Here is a 14,191-nt window from a genome sequence, read left to right on the forward strand (position 1 = left end):
AAAGCCTCGGCTTCACGCCTGTCGCATCCTTGCTGGCGTGGCGGCCGCAAGCCTGGGCGCTGGCGCGCCGTGATGCTCATGCAGGGCGCGCTCTGACCCGACCGAAGCCTGCCGCCGACGCGGATCGGACCGCGAGCCCCCGTTTCGCAGGGCCGATTACGCCCCAACACTGCGGTTGGGTTGTCATGATGCGGACAACTTCGCGCGGGACAGGGCGGGCATGATGCGCACGTCGTCCGGTTCTCGGCTCGGCGCGGGCGCGATGGCGCGGAGAGAGCGGTCTTTCCGCGCGCGAAAGCGGTTTACGCGAGGGCGGGCGGTCAAGGCTCCATCACGACTCGCGAGGGATGGGAGTTCAGGTATGCGGTTTACATCGATCGGTCGCCGGGTTGCGCCGCTCGCAATCCTGGCGCTCTCGGCATTGGCGAGCACGGCCCAGGCCAAGACGCCCACTGATCCCAGCGGCACCTACCTCACCGAGGACGGCCGGGCGCGCGTGCGTCTCGAGAAGTGCGGGACCGCGGGCGACCGGCTCTGTGGCTACGTGGTTTGGCTGAAGGTTCCGCTCAACGACAAGGGCGAGCCGCGGATCGACTTCAAGAACCCCGATCCCAAGAAGCAGGCGCGGCCGTCGCTCGGTCACCAGCTGATCCTGGGCCTGAAGCCGAACGCGGACGCCCATTTCGAGGGCAAGATCTACAATTCCGAGGACGGCAAATCCTACGACGTCACCATCTGGACCGACACGCCCGGCGAGCTGACGGTGCGCGGCTGCCTGATCGCGTTCCTGTGCAAGTCGCAGACCTGGACCAAGGTCACCGATCTCGCGCCCGGTCAGCTCCCGGGCCCGACCAATGGTCCGAACGGTCCGCGCACCGATCCGGAGTACGCCAGCGCCGCCCCCAAGCCGACCGCCAAGGCCGGTGCCAAACCGGCCCAGAAGCCCGCCGCCACCGAGGCGCCCCCCGCGGAGTGAGGGGCACCGGCCTTCAATCGGCCAGGGCCGCGTAGGTCAGGACGCGCAGTTCGCGCCGGATCGGCAGAGCCGAAGACGGCACGAGCTGCGTCATGAGCACCACCGACAGATCCTCGGCGGGATCGATCCAGAACGCCGTCGAGGCGAGGCCGCCCCAGGCGACCTCGCCGGGCGTGCCGAGGATCTGGGCGCGGGCCGGATCGAGCATCACCGAGAAGCCCAGACCGAAGCCGATGCCGGTGTATGAAGTCTCGGCGAAGCGCGGCGTGCCCATCGCGGCCAGATCGCCCGGCAGGTGGTTCGACAGCATCAACTCCACGGTCTTGCGGCCCAAGAGGCGGGTGCCGTCGAGGGTGCCGCGGTTGAGGATCATCCGGCAGAAGCGCTGGTAATCGGCGGCCGTGGAGACGAGGCCGCCGCCGCCCGACGCGATGGCGGGCGGCTTCGCGAAGGCCGTCTCTACGGAATCGTCGAACAGGCGCAGCTGCCTTGCGCGGTCATACGCGTAGGTGGCGCAGAAGCGCGGCATCAGCTCCGGCCGGACGAAGAAGTCGGTATCGATCATGCCCAGCGGCCCGATCACCGCCTCACGGAGATAGTCGGCGAACGGACGACCGCTCAGGGCGGCCACGAACTGGCCGAGCACGTCGGTGGCGACGCTGTAGTTCCAGGCGCTGCCCGGCTGGGCGAGGAGCGGCAGCTTCGCCACCCGGGCTGTCATCTCGGCGAGCGTGCCCTCGCGCGCCAGGTAGTCGACGCCGTGCTCGCGATACTGCGCATCGACGAGGGTCGCCTCCATGAAGCCGTAGGTCAGCCCGGCCGTGTGAGTCAGCAGGTCCCGCACGGTGATCGCCCGGCGGGCCGGCTCGGTCTCCAGCTTCACCCGGTTGCCGCCCACGGCGACCCGCATCTCGGCGAATTCGGGCAGGACCCGGGAGATCGGATCGTCGAGCTGGAACAGGCCCTGCTCGTAGAGCTGCATCACCGCCACCGAGGTGAGCGGCTTGGTCATCGAGTAGATCCGCGTCACCGTATCGAGGGTGAAGGGCGTCGCCCGGGCGAGGTCGGCCTGACCGCAGGCGCGCGCGAAGGCGACACGGCCGCGCCGCGCCACGGTGACCGACAGGCCGGCGAGCCGGCCCTCGTCGACGAGGCGGTCCATCCATGGCGCGATCCGGGCGAGACCTTCCGGGCTGAACCCGGCGCCGGTCGGATCGGTCTCGGTCAGCGCGCTCATGCGGTCTCCTCGTCGTGGCGGTCCGGAAGCGTAGAAGGGGAGGGCTGGAAAATCACCAGCCCATCGTTCCGGGACCGCCCTTGAACGGTCCGACGATGCCGGGCGTGATCCAGCCGCCGTAGAAAGTTCCGGGCTGCGGCGTCGCGTGGGCGCCACCGACGAAGCAGGCATCCATCGGGCCGGCGTAGAACGCGACATAGCCGGCGATCGCGCGGAAATCCGGGGTCGGGTCCGGGTAGGCCCAGGCGGCCCCGGGGACGAGATGGTCGCCGCCCCGCACGTCGAACAGTACCGCCTGGCCCTTCCACTCGCAGATCCCGCCGCGCCGCGGATTCATGAGCGTTCCCTCCGCGATGTCGGCGGGCGGCAGGTAGTAGGTCGGCGGGTGCGACGTCTCGAGCACCCGGAAGCCGGAGACGGTCTCGGCGATCGTATCGCCGCCCAGCACCACGCGCAGTCGCTCTCGGACGGGCTCCAGCCGCGGCGGCCGCGGATAGTCCCAGACGCTCTCCTCGCCGGGCCTCACCGGATCCGGAACGGGCCGGAAGGGCGATCCTCTCATGGGAAACCTCGTGACGTGCCTGTGGGGATACAGATAGGGCGGCGGGGTCGACGTTTGTCGTCGGCCTCGCCCGTGCTAGCCCGTCGCCGACACTCGAGCCCGGGATCGCCCGCGATGGACATCGCCCTCTTCCTCGACTTCGACGGCACGCTCACCGAGATCGCGCCGCGGCCGGACGCCGTGCAGGTCGAGCCCGGGCTGGTGGAGGATCTGGAGCGGCTCCGGGCGCGCCTCGACGGGGCGCTGGCGATCGTGACCGGCCGGCCGGTGACGGTGATCGACGGCTTTCTGACGCCGTCCCGCCTGGACGCGGCCGGCCTTCACGGCGTCGAGCGCCGGGTCGGCGGTGCGATCACTGGGGCCCAGATGGAGGATCACCCGGATCTGCGCCGGCAGGTCGCGCGTCTCCAGGCCGAGACCGCGGCGCTGGCGCGGGTCCTGATCGAAGACAAGGGCGCGTCGGTAGCGGTGCATTGGCGCCTCGCGGATCCCGACGATGCCGCTCGGGCCGAAACGCTCGTGAAGGACGCGGCGGACGCGCTCGGCCTCGCGTACCGCCTGCAACTCGGCAAGGCGGTCGGCGAGATCGTCCCGGCGCAGGCGACGAAGGCGCACGCGATCCGCGCCTTCATGGCGGAGGCGCCCTATGCCGGCCGGACACCCGTCTTCTTCGGGGACGACCGCACCGACGAGATTGCCTTCGCGTCGATCAACGAGGATGGCGGCATCGCGGTACGCGTGGGCGAGGGCGAGACCGTCGCCCGCCGCCGCCTGCCCGACCCCGCCGCCGTCCGCGCGCTGCTGCGCGACTGGGCCGCCGGGGGGGCGATCGATCCCGACGCGCTTCCGCGGGCTTGAGCCGTCTCGCCAGACGGCCCGCGGCCCGGGCCGTCGTCCTGCGCGCCGATCATGGGGAGCCGCGATGTCGAACCGTTCCGTCGACGGCTGGCCGCGGATGCTGCTGCGGCTCGAGGGCGCCTGCATCCTGGCCGGCGCCGTGTCGGCCTATGGCTGGCTCGGGCAATCGTGGTGGATCTTCGCCGCGCTGCTGTTCGTCCCCGACGTGAGCATGCTGGGCTACGCGGCCGGCCCGGTGGCCGGTGCCGTGCTCTACAACCTTGCTCACTTCCTGGCCCTGCCGCTGGTCGGCCTGTGTCTGGCGGCTGGCCTCGGCCAACCCGATCTCGTGGGATTGGCCCTGATCTGGCTCGCCCATATCGGCCTCGATCGTGCGCTGGGCTATGGTCTCAAATACGCGAGCGGATTTGGCGATACGCATCTTGGCGTCATCGGCCGGCCGCGTGACACCACGATCGCGCCGCATTGAGAGGCGGCCGGTGCCGAATGGGACTTGCCCGCGCCGGGGCGCGGGGCCGATGTAGCGCCGAAGCCGCGTCGGGTGCGGATCCCGTCGGCGGCGGGACAGGTAGCAGGGGCTTGTTGCGATGTTCGAGTTTCCGGTTCTGGTCGGCGACATCGGCGGCACGAACGCGCGGTTCGGCCTGATCGAGACGGCCGGCCAACAGCCCCGCCTGCTTTCCCACGAGGCCACCGCCGACCATCCCGATCCGTCGAGCGCCATCAGGGCGTCGCTGGCGAAGGGGGGCGGGCCTTCGCCGCGCTCGGCCATCCTGGCGATCGCCGGCCGGGTCGACGGGCCGGAGATCCAGCTGACGAACGCGCATTGGAAGATCGCCGGCCAGCGCATCGCGGCGGATTTCGATCTCTCCGCCGCGGTTGTGGTCAACGACTATGTGCCGGTGGCGGCCGGCGCCGCCGATATCGAGCCCCACGACCTCACGCCCGTGGGGCCCTGTCCGCCCGTGCCCGGCGGCGCGCGGGTTGTGCTGGGCCCCGGAACGGGCTTCGGCGCGGCGGCGCTGGTGCCCTACGCGGCGCATCTCGCCATCGTGTCCACCGAGGCCGGCCACACCGATCTCGGCCCGGTCGACGCGTTCGAGGAGAAGGTCTGGCGCGTCTTGGAGCGGGTCGAGGACCGCATCACCGTGGAGACGGTGCTGTCGGGTCCGGGGCTGTCGCGGCTGCACGCGGCGGTCGCCCATGTCCGGACCGGGCAGCCGCACGGGAAGATCGAGCCGGCCGCCGTCACCGAGGCGGGGCTCAACGCCACCGATCCGCATGCCGCCGAGACGCTCGAGCTTTTCGGCCGGGTGCTCGGCCGAGTCTGCGGGGATCTCGCGCTGACCTTCCTGGCGACCAGCGGCGTCTATATCGGCGGCGGCATCGCGCCCCGGATCCTCAAGGTGCTCGCGGAAAGCGGCTTCCGCGCCGCCTTCGAGAAGAAGGCACCCTTCGCCGCCATGATGCGCCAGATCCCGACCAGCGTGATCACCGTCCACGATCCGGCCTTCCGGGGTCTGGCGGCGCTGGCGAACGAGGGCGCCAAGTTCGTCTACCACGGGCAGGTCTGGCGCAAGGAGGCGTGACGGACGGGCGCCGTCGCCGCCAACGGGGCGAGGCGACCGGCGACGGCGCCCCGTCAATGGACGGGGCGCCGCCCGGACGGCAGCGCCCCGGTCGCGGCGGCGACGGCCCGTGAGGGCCGGCGCTCAGGCTGCCGCCAGCGGCTTCGAGACCTCCTCCAGGGACTTGCCCTCCGCGGCCGTGCCCCAGATCCCGCCGACGATTGCCGCGATGAGCATCAGCACCGCGCCGAGGCCGTAGCCGAACAGGACCCAGTCCCGCGAGCCGGTCTCCACCAGGCTGCCGAACAGGAGCGGCCCCGACACGCCGCCGATGCCGGTGCCGACCGCGTAGAAGGCCGCGATGGCGAGCGCCCGGATCTCCAGCGGGAAGGTCTCGGAGACCGTGAGATAGGCCGAGCTCGCCGCCGCCGAGGCGAAGAAGAACACCACCATCCAGGCCCCGGTCTGGCCGACCGGCCCGAGCACGTCGAGGCGGAACAGCAGGCCGACGCCGGCCAGCAGCAGGGCCGAGATGCCGTAGGTGAAGGCGATCATCTTGCGCCGTCCGATCGTGTCGAACAGCCGCCCGAGCAGCAGCGGGCCCAGGAAGGAGCCGAGCGCGAAGGGCAGCAGGTACCAGCCGACATGGTTGCCGGGCACCTGATAGAAGCGTTCCAGCACCAGCGCGTAGGTGAAGAACAGGGCGTTGTAGAAGAAGGCCTGGGCAATCATCAGCGCGAGGCCGACCATGGTCTCCTTGCGGCTCGTCACGAACAAAGCCTTGAACACCTCCGAAAGGGGGGTGTGGTCGCGGGTGCGGACCTTCATGCGCTTGCTTTCGTCCACCGGCGGCAGGGTCACGCCCTCGTCGGTGAAGCGCTTCTCGATGCCGGTGACGACCCGGTCGGCTTCCGCCGCGTAGCCGTGGGTCGCGAGCCAGCGGGGGCTCTCGGGGATCCAGGTGCGCAGGAGCAGGATCACGAGGCCGATGGCGCCGCCGGTGAAGAAGGCGACGCGCCAGCCCCAGGCCGGGTCGATCACCTCGGGCTTCAGGAGCACGATCGACATGAACGAGCCCAGCGCCGCGCCGATCCAGAACGAGCCGTTGATGACGAGGTTGGTCCAGCCGCGGACCCGGGCCGGGACAAGCTCCTGGATGGTCGAGTTGATCGCCGTGTACTCGCCGCCGATCCCGGCCCCCGTGAGGAAGCGGAAGAAGCAGAAGCTCCAGATGTTCCACGACAGGCCGGTGGCCGCCGTGGCGACGAGGTAGAGGGCCAGCGTGATGAAGAACAGCTTCTTGCGGCCGATCCGGTCCGTGAGCCAGCCGAAGCCGATGGCACCGGTCACGGCGCCCACGAGGTAGCAGGAGGCGGCCAGCCCGACGTCGAACTCGGAGAAGGACATCGGCGGCTGGCGCAGGGCGCCCACCAGGGAGCCGGCGAGGGTGACCTCGAGCCCGTCCAGCACCCAGGTGATGCCCAGGGCCACGATGACGAGCACGTGGAAGCGGCCCCAGGGCAGCCGGTCCAGACGCGCCGAGATGTCCGTGTCGATCACGCGGCCGATCTCCGCGCGCTCCGGCGTCCCGGATCCCCCCTCGACCTTGCTCGCCATGTCCGCGTGTCCTCCCGTCTCAAGCGTTTACTGTGCCTGGACAGTGCGCATTTACCGCGACTGTAGGCAGGTGTTGGGAACGGGTTGGAAATCGATTCGGTTCGATTTCGTCTTCACATGCGCGGCGCAGAACAGGGAGGTCCACGCGGTGCCCTTCCCATGTCCTCCCGTCCTGCCCTTTCCCGCCGCCCCCGGGCTCGGCTCGTCCTGCTGACCGTCCTGACCCTCGCGGGGCTCGCCACCGTCCCCACCGAGGGGGCGGACCGGCATCTCGAACGGCCCAAGCCGCGCGTCGCCCTGCAGGCGGCCGAGCGCTGGCGGTTGCGGCCGACGGAGCCCGTGGTGACGGTGACCGGCAGCGTCCGCAGGCGGCCCGAGACCGCGATCCCCGAGGATCGCCGGAACGTCCGCCTCGTCTACCCGGCGCTGGTCGAGGCGCGCTGACCGCGCCTGCAATCGATCCTTCGCCCACTCCATCTCGACGATCCGGATCCCGTCAGGCACAGCGCCTGCTTCGTCCGCATGTGGACGGGTTCGTCGGGACGGTGCGGAGGCGCGGATGGCGGAGGCAATCGCCCTGGTCGGGTGCAAGGGGCCGGGCCAGGAGGCGGAGTATCTGCGGATCCTGTCGGCGGCCATGCCGGAGGAGCGGCTGATCCCGTTCCGGACGATGGATGATGCGGCTCGGGCGGCGGCGCGGATCGCCGTCGTGGCCAATCCCGATCCGGCCGAGGTGGCGGCGCTCCCGGGACTCGTCTGGGTGCAGAGCCTCTGGGCCGGAGTCGAGAAGCTGGTCGGCGCCTTCGACCGGCCGCTGCCGATCGTCCGCCTGGTCGACCGGGAAATGGCCCGCACCATGGCCGAGGCCGTGCTGGCCTGGACCTATTATCTCCAGCGCGACATGCCGGCCTACGCCCGCCAGCAGCGGGATCGGGTCTGGCGCCCGCATGCCTACCGCAAGCCGTCCGACACCACGGTGGGACTGCTCGGCCTCGGGGCGCTCGGCACCGCGGCGGCGGAGCGGCTCACCGGCGCGGGCTTCCGTGTCGTCGGATGGAGCCGCAGCCCGAAGGCCGTGCCGGGCCTCGAGACGTTTCACGGCACCGACAGCCTCCCGGCGATGCTCGGCCGGTGCGACATCCTCGTCTGCCTCGTGCCGCTGACGCCCGAGACGCGGGGCCTGGTGGATGCCCGACGCCTCGCGGCCCTGACGCCGGGCGCCGCGCTGATCAATTTCGCCCGCGGGCCGATCGTCGTCACCGAGGATCTGATCGCCGCCCTGGATTCCGGCCACCTCGCGCATGCGGTGCTCGACGTCTTCGGGGTCGAACCCCTGCCGGCGGACTCCCCACTGTGGTCACATCCCGGGGTGACGGTGCTGCCGCACATCTCGGGGCCCACCGACATGGACTCGGCCGCGGCCACGGTGGCGGAGAACCTGCGGGCCTATCGCCGGACCGGTCAGGTGCCGGACGGGGTCGACGCGACACGGGGTTATTAGGCCGCGCGTCGCGGCCGCTTCGTCCCGTCGTCCCGGGACCGCGCAGCGGTGCCCGGGATCCTGACACGCCGAGGCGCCAGGATCCTGCTCCGGCGGCGGCTCCGGATCGCCCGCCTCCGGCGTGCCTCTCCCGGTCCGAGCCCGCCTGCGGCGCCCGGAATGACGGCGCAGGTGGACGGGCGCGCCGCGTGACCTTTGCCCTTCGGATGCGTGGGGACGACGCGTGGCCTCACAGCGTCGGGAATGTCGCCGCGAGGTGGTCGATCAGCACCCGCACGGCCGGCGGCAGCCCGCGCCGGGTCGTGAAGACGAGGTGCACGATCCCAGGCTGCCCCTGCCACTCCGGATAGACGGGAACAAGCCGGCCCGCCCCGATGGCGTCGGTGCAGGCATGGTCGGGCAGGAACGCGACCCCGAGGCCGGCGGCCGCCGCGTCGCAGAGCGCGGCGAAGTCGCCGCAGGTCAGGCGCGGCTCGTGACGCAGGGTGAAAACCCGGCCATCCGCCCGCTCCAGCCGCCAATCCGCCTCGCCCGGATCGTCGCGGGTCCCGAGGGTCGGAGCCGCGCCGAGGCTGGCGATATCGGGGCCCAGGCCGCGCGCGACTTCCGGTGCGGCCACCAGGATCCAGCGCGAGAGCCCGAGCGAGCGCATGGTCAGCGACGCGTCGCTGGTCAGATCCCGCCGGACCCGCAGGGCCACATCGATCCGCTCCTCGATCAGGTCGACGGGCCGGTCAGTCGCCACCAGCTGCAGCCTGACCTTCGGATGCCGGGAGAGGAACACGCGCACGATCGCGCCGACGATATCGATGAGGCCCGTCGGGCAGCTCATGCGGATCCGCCCGTGCGGCTCGGTCTGCGCCTCCGCGACCAGCGCCTCGGCCCGTTCGGCCTCCAGCATCATCGCCCTGCAGCGTTCGTAGAAGCCCTGGCCGACCTCGGTCACGCGGAAGCGCCGGCTCGACCGCTCGATCAGGCGGACGCCCAGGCGCGTCTCCAGGGCCGCGACCCGGCGGCTGAGCTTCGATTTCGGCTGGTGCAGGGCGCGGCCCGCCGCGGCGAAGCCGCCATGCGCCACCACCTCGGCGAAGTAGACGTAGTCGTTCAGGTCGGCGCGGCTCATCGTTCCTCCAGGGGAACGCTGAGTGCCATATCTGGCGACTACCGGCATCATCGTTCCGTCGGCATCTCTCCAACCAGCGGCGCACACGAAGCCGAACGATGGAGAACGACGATGGCCGGCAGGTTTCAGGACAAGGTTGTGGTTGTGACGGGCGGGACCAGCGGCATCGGGCTCGCCGCCGCCCAGGCCTTCGTGGACGAGGGGGCCGCGGTGTTCATCACCGGCCGCCGCCAGGAGGCCCTCGACGCCGCGGTGAAGCAGATCGGCGGCCGGATCACCGGCGTACGCGGCGACATGGCGAACCTCGCCGACATCGACCGCCTCTATGATGCCGTCCAGCAGAAGCACGCGCAGATCGACGTGGTCTTCGCCAATGCCGGCGGCGGCACCTTCGCGCCGCTGGGGGCGATCACCGAGGAGCACTACCAGAGCATCTTCGACACCAACGTGAAGGGCGTGCTCTTCACCGTCCAGAAGGCGCTGCCGCTGCTGCGGGACGGGGCGGCGATCGTGCTCACCGGATCGACAACGGGCAGCGCGGGCACGCCGGCCTTCAGCGTCTACTCGGCCACCAAGGCGGCGGTGCGCAACTTCGCGCGGAACTGGATCCTCGACCTGAAGGACCGGCGCATCCGGGTGAATACGATCAGCCCCGGCGTCACCGAGACTGCGGGTCTCGATGCGCTGTTCGGCGGCGGCGATCAGGCGGCGGCCACCAAGGATTACCTCGCCGGCCAGATCCCGGCCGGGCGCGTCGGCCGGCCCGAGGAGATCGCCCAGGCGGTGCTGTTCCTCGCCTCCGACGCGGCGAGCTTCGTCAACGGTGTCGAGCTCTTCGCCGATGGCGGGCAGGTCCAGATCTGAGGATGCGGCGCCGGCCGGGACGCGACACCCCGTCCCGGCCGTCGGGATGAACCCTGGCTTTATCCGGGGGTTGATGGCCCGGCCTTCCGGATCCGCATCTCCGCGGGCGGGGGCCTGGAAGGACGCTCGGATTTCATGGGTTGGCCGCGCCGCATCTTGATCACCGCCGGACTAGTGACCGTCGCGGCGGGTGTCACGCTGAGCGTGGGCCGCTTCAGCTACGCGCCGATGCCCGACCGGGCGGACCTGCTCAACCCGGACCGCTACCCGATCCAGACCGCCTTCGACGTGCTGGGACGGCGCATCTCGCGTGCGGAAGCGGACCGGCTCAACGGGACCGAGGCCGGACGGAAGGACCTCGCGCCGGGGAACGGCGCGGTCGCCATCGATCCTACCATGGTCGAGCGCGGGCGGCAGGCCTTCTACCAGGAGACGTTCGGGAACGAGGTCTTCCTCACCGACGTCATGGGCATGCTCGACGGCGGGCTCACACCAACCGCGGTCGCAATGGCGGTGGCGAAGCTCGGCGGTCAGGGAACCACAAACCTCCAGGTCGCCATGGCCAAGGACGTGCGCATCGGCGACCGTGTCTACCGGGCCGGCGAGCTGGTCCCGACCGGGCTCGACGTGCCGAGGGGCGGGGCCTTCATCATCGGGATCAAGACCTTCTCCGACCGCGGCCACCTGCGCATGGGCATCACCTGCGCCCTGTGCCACGCGGCGGTCGATCCCGGCACCGGCAAGGTCGTGGAGGGCGCGCCCAATACCGACCTCAATGCCGGGCTGCTGATGGCGCTCGCGAAGAACTCGTCGGCCTACTTCATGCACGCCAGCGTGCCGGAGGCCGATGCCCGGCCTTCCGCCGACCCGCAGCATACCGGCGCGACCGGGACGGGGCCAGCGCTGCCGGACGCCGCTTCCGTCGAGGCGGCCACGAAGGTGCAGGTGGCGAGCTGGCCGCCGGGCAGCTTCGACTCCTCCGCCGACCGGGTCACCAACCCGACCTCGATCCCGTCGAGCTTCTCCGCCCACGGCGAGCCCTACAGCTGGAGCGGCCGCGAGGCGATCGGGCCCTTCGCGGGCCTGTCCTCGCTGAACAACAACGTCCACGCGGCCAATTCTGACACGACCCAGCTCGCCGCCGCCGCGCCCTGGCTGTTCGGCATGGATCCCGAGACGTATCTCGGCATCGTGCTGCGCGGCGCGGCCACGGAGGCGTTCCGCTTCAAGCCGGAGGGTGGCCGGAGCCCGTCCGAGGTGCTGCACAGCGTCGATCCGACCCCGGCCTCGCCGGGCCTGAACAGCTACGCGGTCCTGCCGACCTATCCGGCGACCAATTACGTCACCGACAACGGCCTGTTCACCTCGGTGCCCGGGGAGCCGGTCAACCACGCCAACAACGCCATGTCGGCGTTCCAGAACCTGCTGCACCCGCCCGCCGCCGGACGGGATCCCGAAACGGTGCGCGCCGGGCGCGCGGTGTTCGAGAAGGCCGGCTGCGGGACCTGCCATGCCGGGCCGGCGCTCACGAACCACCGGATCGTCCCGGAGGCCGAGATCGGCACCGAGCCGACCCGGGCCCGGGCGGGCGCCAAGATGGAGGCGCGCCTGTCGCCGCCGACGATGTTCGCCACCGACACGCCGTTCCCGGTCCCGGCCGATCCGGTGATCGTCCCGGTGCCGCTCGCGGGCGACGCGCTGGCGCAGGTGCAGCTCGCCTGGGGGCAGGGGGGCACGGAGGGGGGCTACAAGGTGCCGAACCTCGTGGGCCTCGCCTGGACGGCGCCGTACCTGCACGATTCCGGCGTGGCGGTTGGGCCCGATGCCGAGGGTCAGCTCGGTGTCCCGGGCACGCTCTACAGGGGCGTCGCCCCCGATCCCGCCAACAGCCTGCGCGCCCTGGTGGACCGGGATCTCCGGGCCAAGGTGATCGCCGCCAACGCCGCCTCGGATACGGCGCGGATCGCCCGCGTCACCGGCAAGGGGCATGCCTTCTGGGCGGATGCCGGTTCGGGCGTCTCGCCCGAGGATCAGCGGGCGCTGATCGCCTATCTGCTGTCGGTCGATCGTCTGACCGAGCCGGCCGCGACGCCCTGATCCGGGCGGTGCCACCGGTGGTCTGGGTCACTGCATCGGGGAGCCCTCGCCGCCCCGCCGCATGGCCGGGCGCAGCGCCTCCCGCGCGGTTCAGATGACCGCCTCGATCAGGCCCCGCCGCTTGGCCTCCTCGGCCTCGAGGTACCAGTTCGACGGTGCCTTCTCGAGCACCTCGTCGAGGGTCACGTCCGAGCCCTGGATCAGGTTCGAAAACCCCTCGTTCTGGATCGCGATCGAGCACTGGATCTCATTGAGCGTTGCCGTCACGGAGGCGATGCAGGTGGTGAGCGGCCCCTCGATCTGGAGCTGCTTGTTCATCTTGCGCTCGTGGATCATCAGCCGCGTGCCGCAGGTCAGGTATCGGTTCGGCCGGGCGAAGAAGCTCATGAAGGTGGTGCCGGCCGAGTAGATCGCCGCCTTGCCGAGGAAGACGAACCGCCGATCCGGGTCCATGGCGCTGTTGAAGCGGATGTCCTCGCCCATCATCCGGGCCACCTCCGGATCGCCGCCGAGCGTCGTGAGCTCGACGACGACGATCTCGCGGTCGGCCGCCGCCCCGAGCTGGCGGCGGAAGTCGCGGTACATGTCGTAGTCCACCGCGCCCGACAGCAGGACGGCGGGGGCCCGGAACGCGGTGGGGCCGAGGGGCGTCGTGTCCATGGTTCTCCTGGTCGAATGACCGGCGTTCAGCGTGCCGGGTCGGGGGGACCCTCGCCCTTGCCCACGAAGGGGATACCCGCGATCGGGCATTCCTCCGTGCCGACGCTCTGACGGGTAATGGCCCGCACCGCGTCGCGGGTTCCGTCGGGATCCTCGATCCAGCGCCGGTAGAAGTCGTAGGGGCATTCCGACATCCCGTGCCGGTTCTCCTTCGAGTTGATCATGCCCGTGTAGCCGCGGTGCAGGAGCTTGAAGAGGTGGTTCTCCGACTGGCCGTGGGCGCGGAAATCCCGGATCAGGAACTTCGACAGGGCCGCGTACTGGATGCCCATCTCCTCCTCGCCGCACTCGCCGAGGGTTCGGCCGTCGAAGCCGATGATCGCCGAGTGGCCGAAATAGGTGTAGACGCCGTCGAACCCGGCGGCATTGGCCACCGCCACGTAGGTGTTGTTGGCGAAGGCCATCGCCTTCGAGATGACGACCTGCTGCTCTTTCGCCGGGTACATGTAGCCCTGGCAGCGGATGATCAGCTCGGCGCCCCGCATGGCGCAATCGCGCCAGATCTCCGGGTAGTTGCCGTCGTCGCAGATGATCAGGCTGATCTTCAGCCCCTTCGGCCCGTCCGAAACGTAGGTGCGGTCGCCCGGATACCAGCCCTCGATCGGCGTCCAGGGCATGATCTTGCGGTACTTCTGGACGATCTCGCCCTGGTCGTTCATCAGGATCAGGGTGTTGTAGGGCGCCTTGTTGGGGTGCTCCTCGTGGCGCTCGCCGGTGAGGGAGAACACGCCCCAGACCTTGGCCTCCCGGCAGGCGGCGGCGAACACCTCGGTCTCGGCGCCTGGGACTGTGGAGGCGGTCTCATACATCTCGGCGGCGTCGTACATGATGCCGTGGGTCGAGTATTCGGGGAAGATCACGAGGTCGAGGCCGGGCAGGCCGCTCTTCATGCCGACGATCATCTTGCCGATCGCCTTGGCGTTCTCCAGCACCTCCGCGCGGGTGTGCAGGCGCGGCATCTTGTAGTTCACGACGGCGACGCCGACGCTGTCCTGGCTGGACGAGATGTCTCCGTGCATCATGGCGTGATGTCCTCCTGAGGATTGTTGCGCCGAGGCGCGCTGCCCC

General features: G+C 70.6%; 14 protein-coding genes. 8 read left to right on the forward strand and 6 right to left on the reverse strand.

Translation table 11 applies throughout. From position 1 onward, the window contains the following. Positions 1-361: 361 nt before the first annotated feature. On the forward strand, positions 362-976 hold the full coding sequence (locus ABIC70_RS21075) for a DUF2147 domain-containing protein (protein ID WP_043349347.1): 615 nt from the start codon (positions 362-364) through the stop codon (positions 974-976). 13 nt (positions 977-989) lie between these two features. On the opposite strand, the gene ABIC70_RS21080 is transcribed toward ABIC70_RS21075, so the two are convergent. Together ABIC70_RS21080 and ABIC70_RS21085 are read right to left on the reverse strand one after the other, a co-directional pair. After that, positions 990-2,213 (reverse strand): serine hydrolase domain-containing protein, encoded by a 1,224-nt coding sequence (locus ABIC70_RS21080; RefSeq protein WP_274926212.1) that lies wholly within the window; start codon positions 2,211-2,213, stop codon positions 990-992. A 52-nt stretch (positions 2,214-2,265) separates the two neighbouring features. Next, complete coding sequence (locus tag ABIC70_RS21085; protein ID WP_354440988.1) at positions 2,266-2,775, reverse strand: DUF427 domain-containing protein; 510 nt, start codon at positions 2,773-2,775, stop codon at positions 2,266-2,268. A 114-nt stretch (positions 2,776-2,889) separates the two neighbouring features. Here ABIC70_RS21085 and otsB point away from each other — a divergent pair, with 114 nt between their 5' ends. The 3 genes from otsB (at position 2,890) to ABIC70_RS21100 (ending at position 5,222) form a co-directional block, all read left to right on the forward strand. Continuing rightward, positions 2,890-3,633 carry a trehalose-phosphatase gene (otsB, locus tag ABIC70_RS21090; RefSeq protein ID WP_053610497.1) on the forward strand — a complete coding sequence of 248 codons (744 nt, stop codon included), beginning with the start codon at positions 2,890-2,892 and terminating at the stop codon, positions 3,631-3,633. Positions 3,634-3,697: 64 nt separating this feature from the next. After that, positions 3,698-4,102 carry a DUF4260 domain-containing protein gene (locus ABIC70_RS21095; RefSeq protein WP_354440990.1) on the forward strand — a complete coding sequence of 135 codons (405 nt, stop codon included), beginning with the start codon at positions 3,698-3,700 and terminating at the stop codon, positions 4,100-4,102. Positions 4,103-4,220: 118 nt separating this feature from the next. Then, positions 4,221-5,222, forward strand: coding sequence for a glucokinase (locus ABIC70_RS21100; RefSeq protein ID WP_053610495.1), 1,002 nt, complete (start codon positions 4,221-4,223; stop codon positions 5,220-5,222). Positions 5,223-5,345: 123 nt separating this feature from the next. Here ABIC70_RS21100 and ABIC70_RS21105 read toward each other — a convergent pair whose 3' ends face one another. Beyond that, positions 5,346-6,818 (reverse strand): MFS transporter, encoded by a 1,473-nt coding sequence (locus tag ABIC70_RS21105; protein ID WP_043349334.1) that lies wholly within the window; start codon positions 6,816-6,818, stop codon positions 5,346-5,348. Between the two features lie 159 nt (positions 6,819-6,977). On the opposite strand from ABIC70_RS21105, the gene ABIC70_RS21110 reads away from it, so the two are divergent. Both ABIC70_RS21110 and ABIC70_RS21115 read left to right on the forward strand, forming a co-directional pair. Then, complete coding sequence (locus tag ABIC70_RS21110) at positions 6,978-7,262, forward strand: hypothetical protein (protein WP_236961717.1); 285 nt, start codon at positions 6,978-6,980, stop codon at positions 7,260-7,262. A gap of 115 nt (positions 7,263-7,377) precedes the next feature. Continuing rightward, entirely contained in the window at positions 7,378-8,319 is a 942-nt protein-coding gene (locus tag ABIC70_RS21115; protein ID WP_043760410.1) for a 2-hydroxyacid dehydrogenase, read from the forward strand. Between the two features lie 229 nt (positions 8,320-8,548). Here ABIC70_RS21115 and ABIC70_RS21120 read toward each other — a convergent pair whose 3' ends face one another. Further along, a complete protein-coding gene (locus ABIC70_RS21120) occupies positions 8,549-9,442 on the reverse strand; it encodes a LysR substrate-binding domain-containing protein (RefSeq protein ID WP_043760413.1) in 894 nt (297 codons plus the stop codon). Positions 9,443-9,553: 111 nt separating this feature from the next. Between ABIC70_RS21120 and ABIC70_RS21125 the strand changes: the two genes are divergently transcribed. Together ABIC70_RS21125 and ABIC70_RS21130 are read left to right on the forward strand one after the other, a co-directional pair. Then, a complete protein-coding gene (locus tag ABIC70_RS21125) occupies positions 9,554-10,306 on the forward strand; it encodes an SDR family NAD(P)-dependent oxidoreductase (protein WP_043349326.1) in 753 nt (250 codons plus the stop codon). Between the two features lie 135 nt (positions 10,307-10,441). Further along, on the forward strand, positions 10,442-12,403 hold the full coding sequence (locus ABIC70_RS21130; protein WP_043760415.1) for a hypothetical protein: 1,962 nt from the start codon (positions 10,442-10,444) through the stop codon (positions 12,401-12,403). Between the two features lie 90 nt (positions 12,404-12,493). Here ABIC70_RS21130 and ABIC70_RS21135 read toward each other — a convergent pair whose 3' ends face one another. Then, positions 12,494-13,063, reverse strand: a complete 570-nt coding sequence (locus ABIC70_RS21135) for a ClpP family protease (RefSeq protein WP_043349319.1) — start codon at positions 13,061-13,063, stop codon at positions 12,494-12,496. A gap of 26 nt (positions 13,064-13,089) precedes the next feature. Next, complete coding sequence (locus ABIC70_RS21140; protein ID WP_075381391.1) at positions 13,090-14,145, reverse strand: aliphatic amidase; 1,056 nt, start codon at positions 14,143-14,145, stop codon at positions 13,090-13,092. Between the last annotated feature and the right edge of the window lie 46 nt (positions 14,146-14,191).

The sequence above is a fragment of the Methylobacterium sp. 1973 genome (assembly GCF_040545035.1).
GTDB lineage: Bacteria > Pseudomonadota > Alphaproteobacteria > Rhizobiales > Beijerinckiaceae > Methylobacterium > Methylobacterium fujisawaense.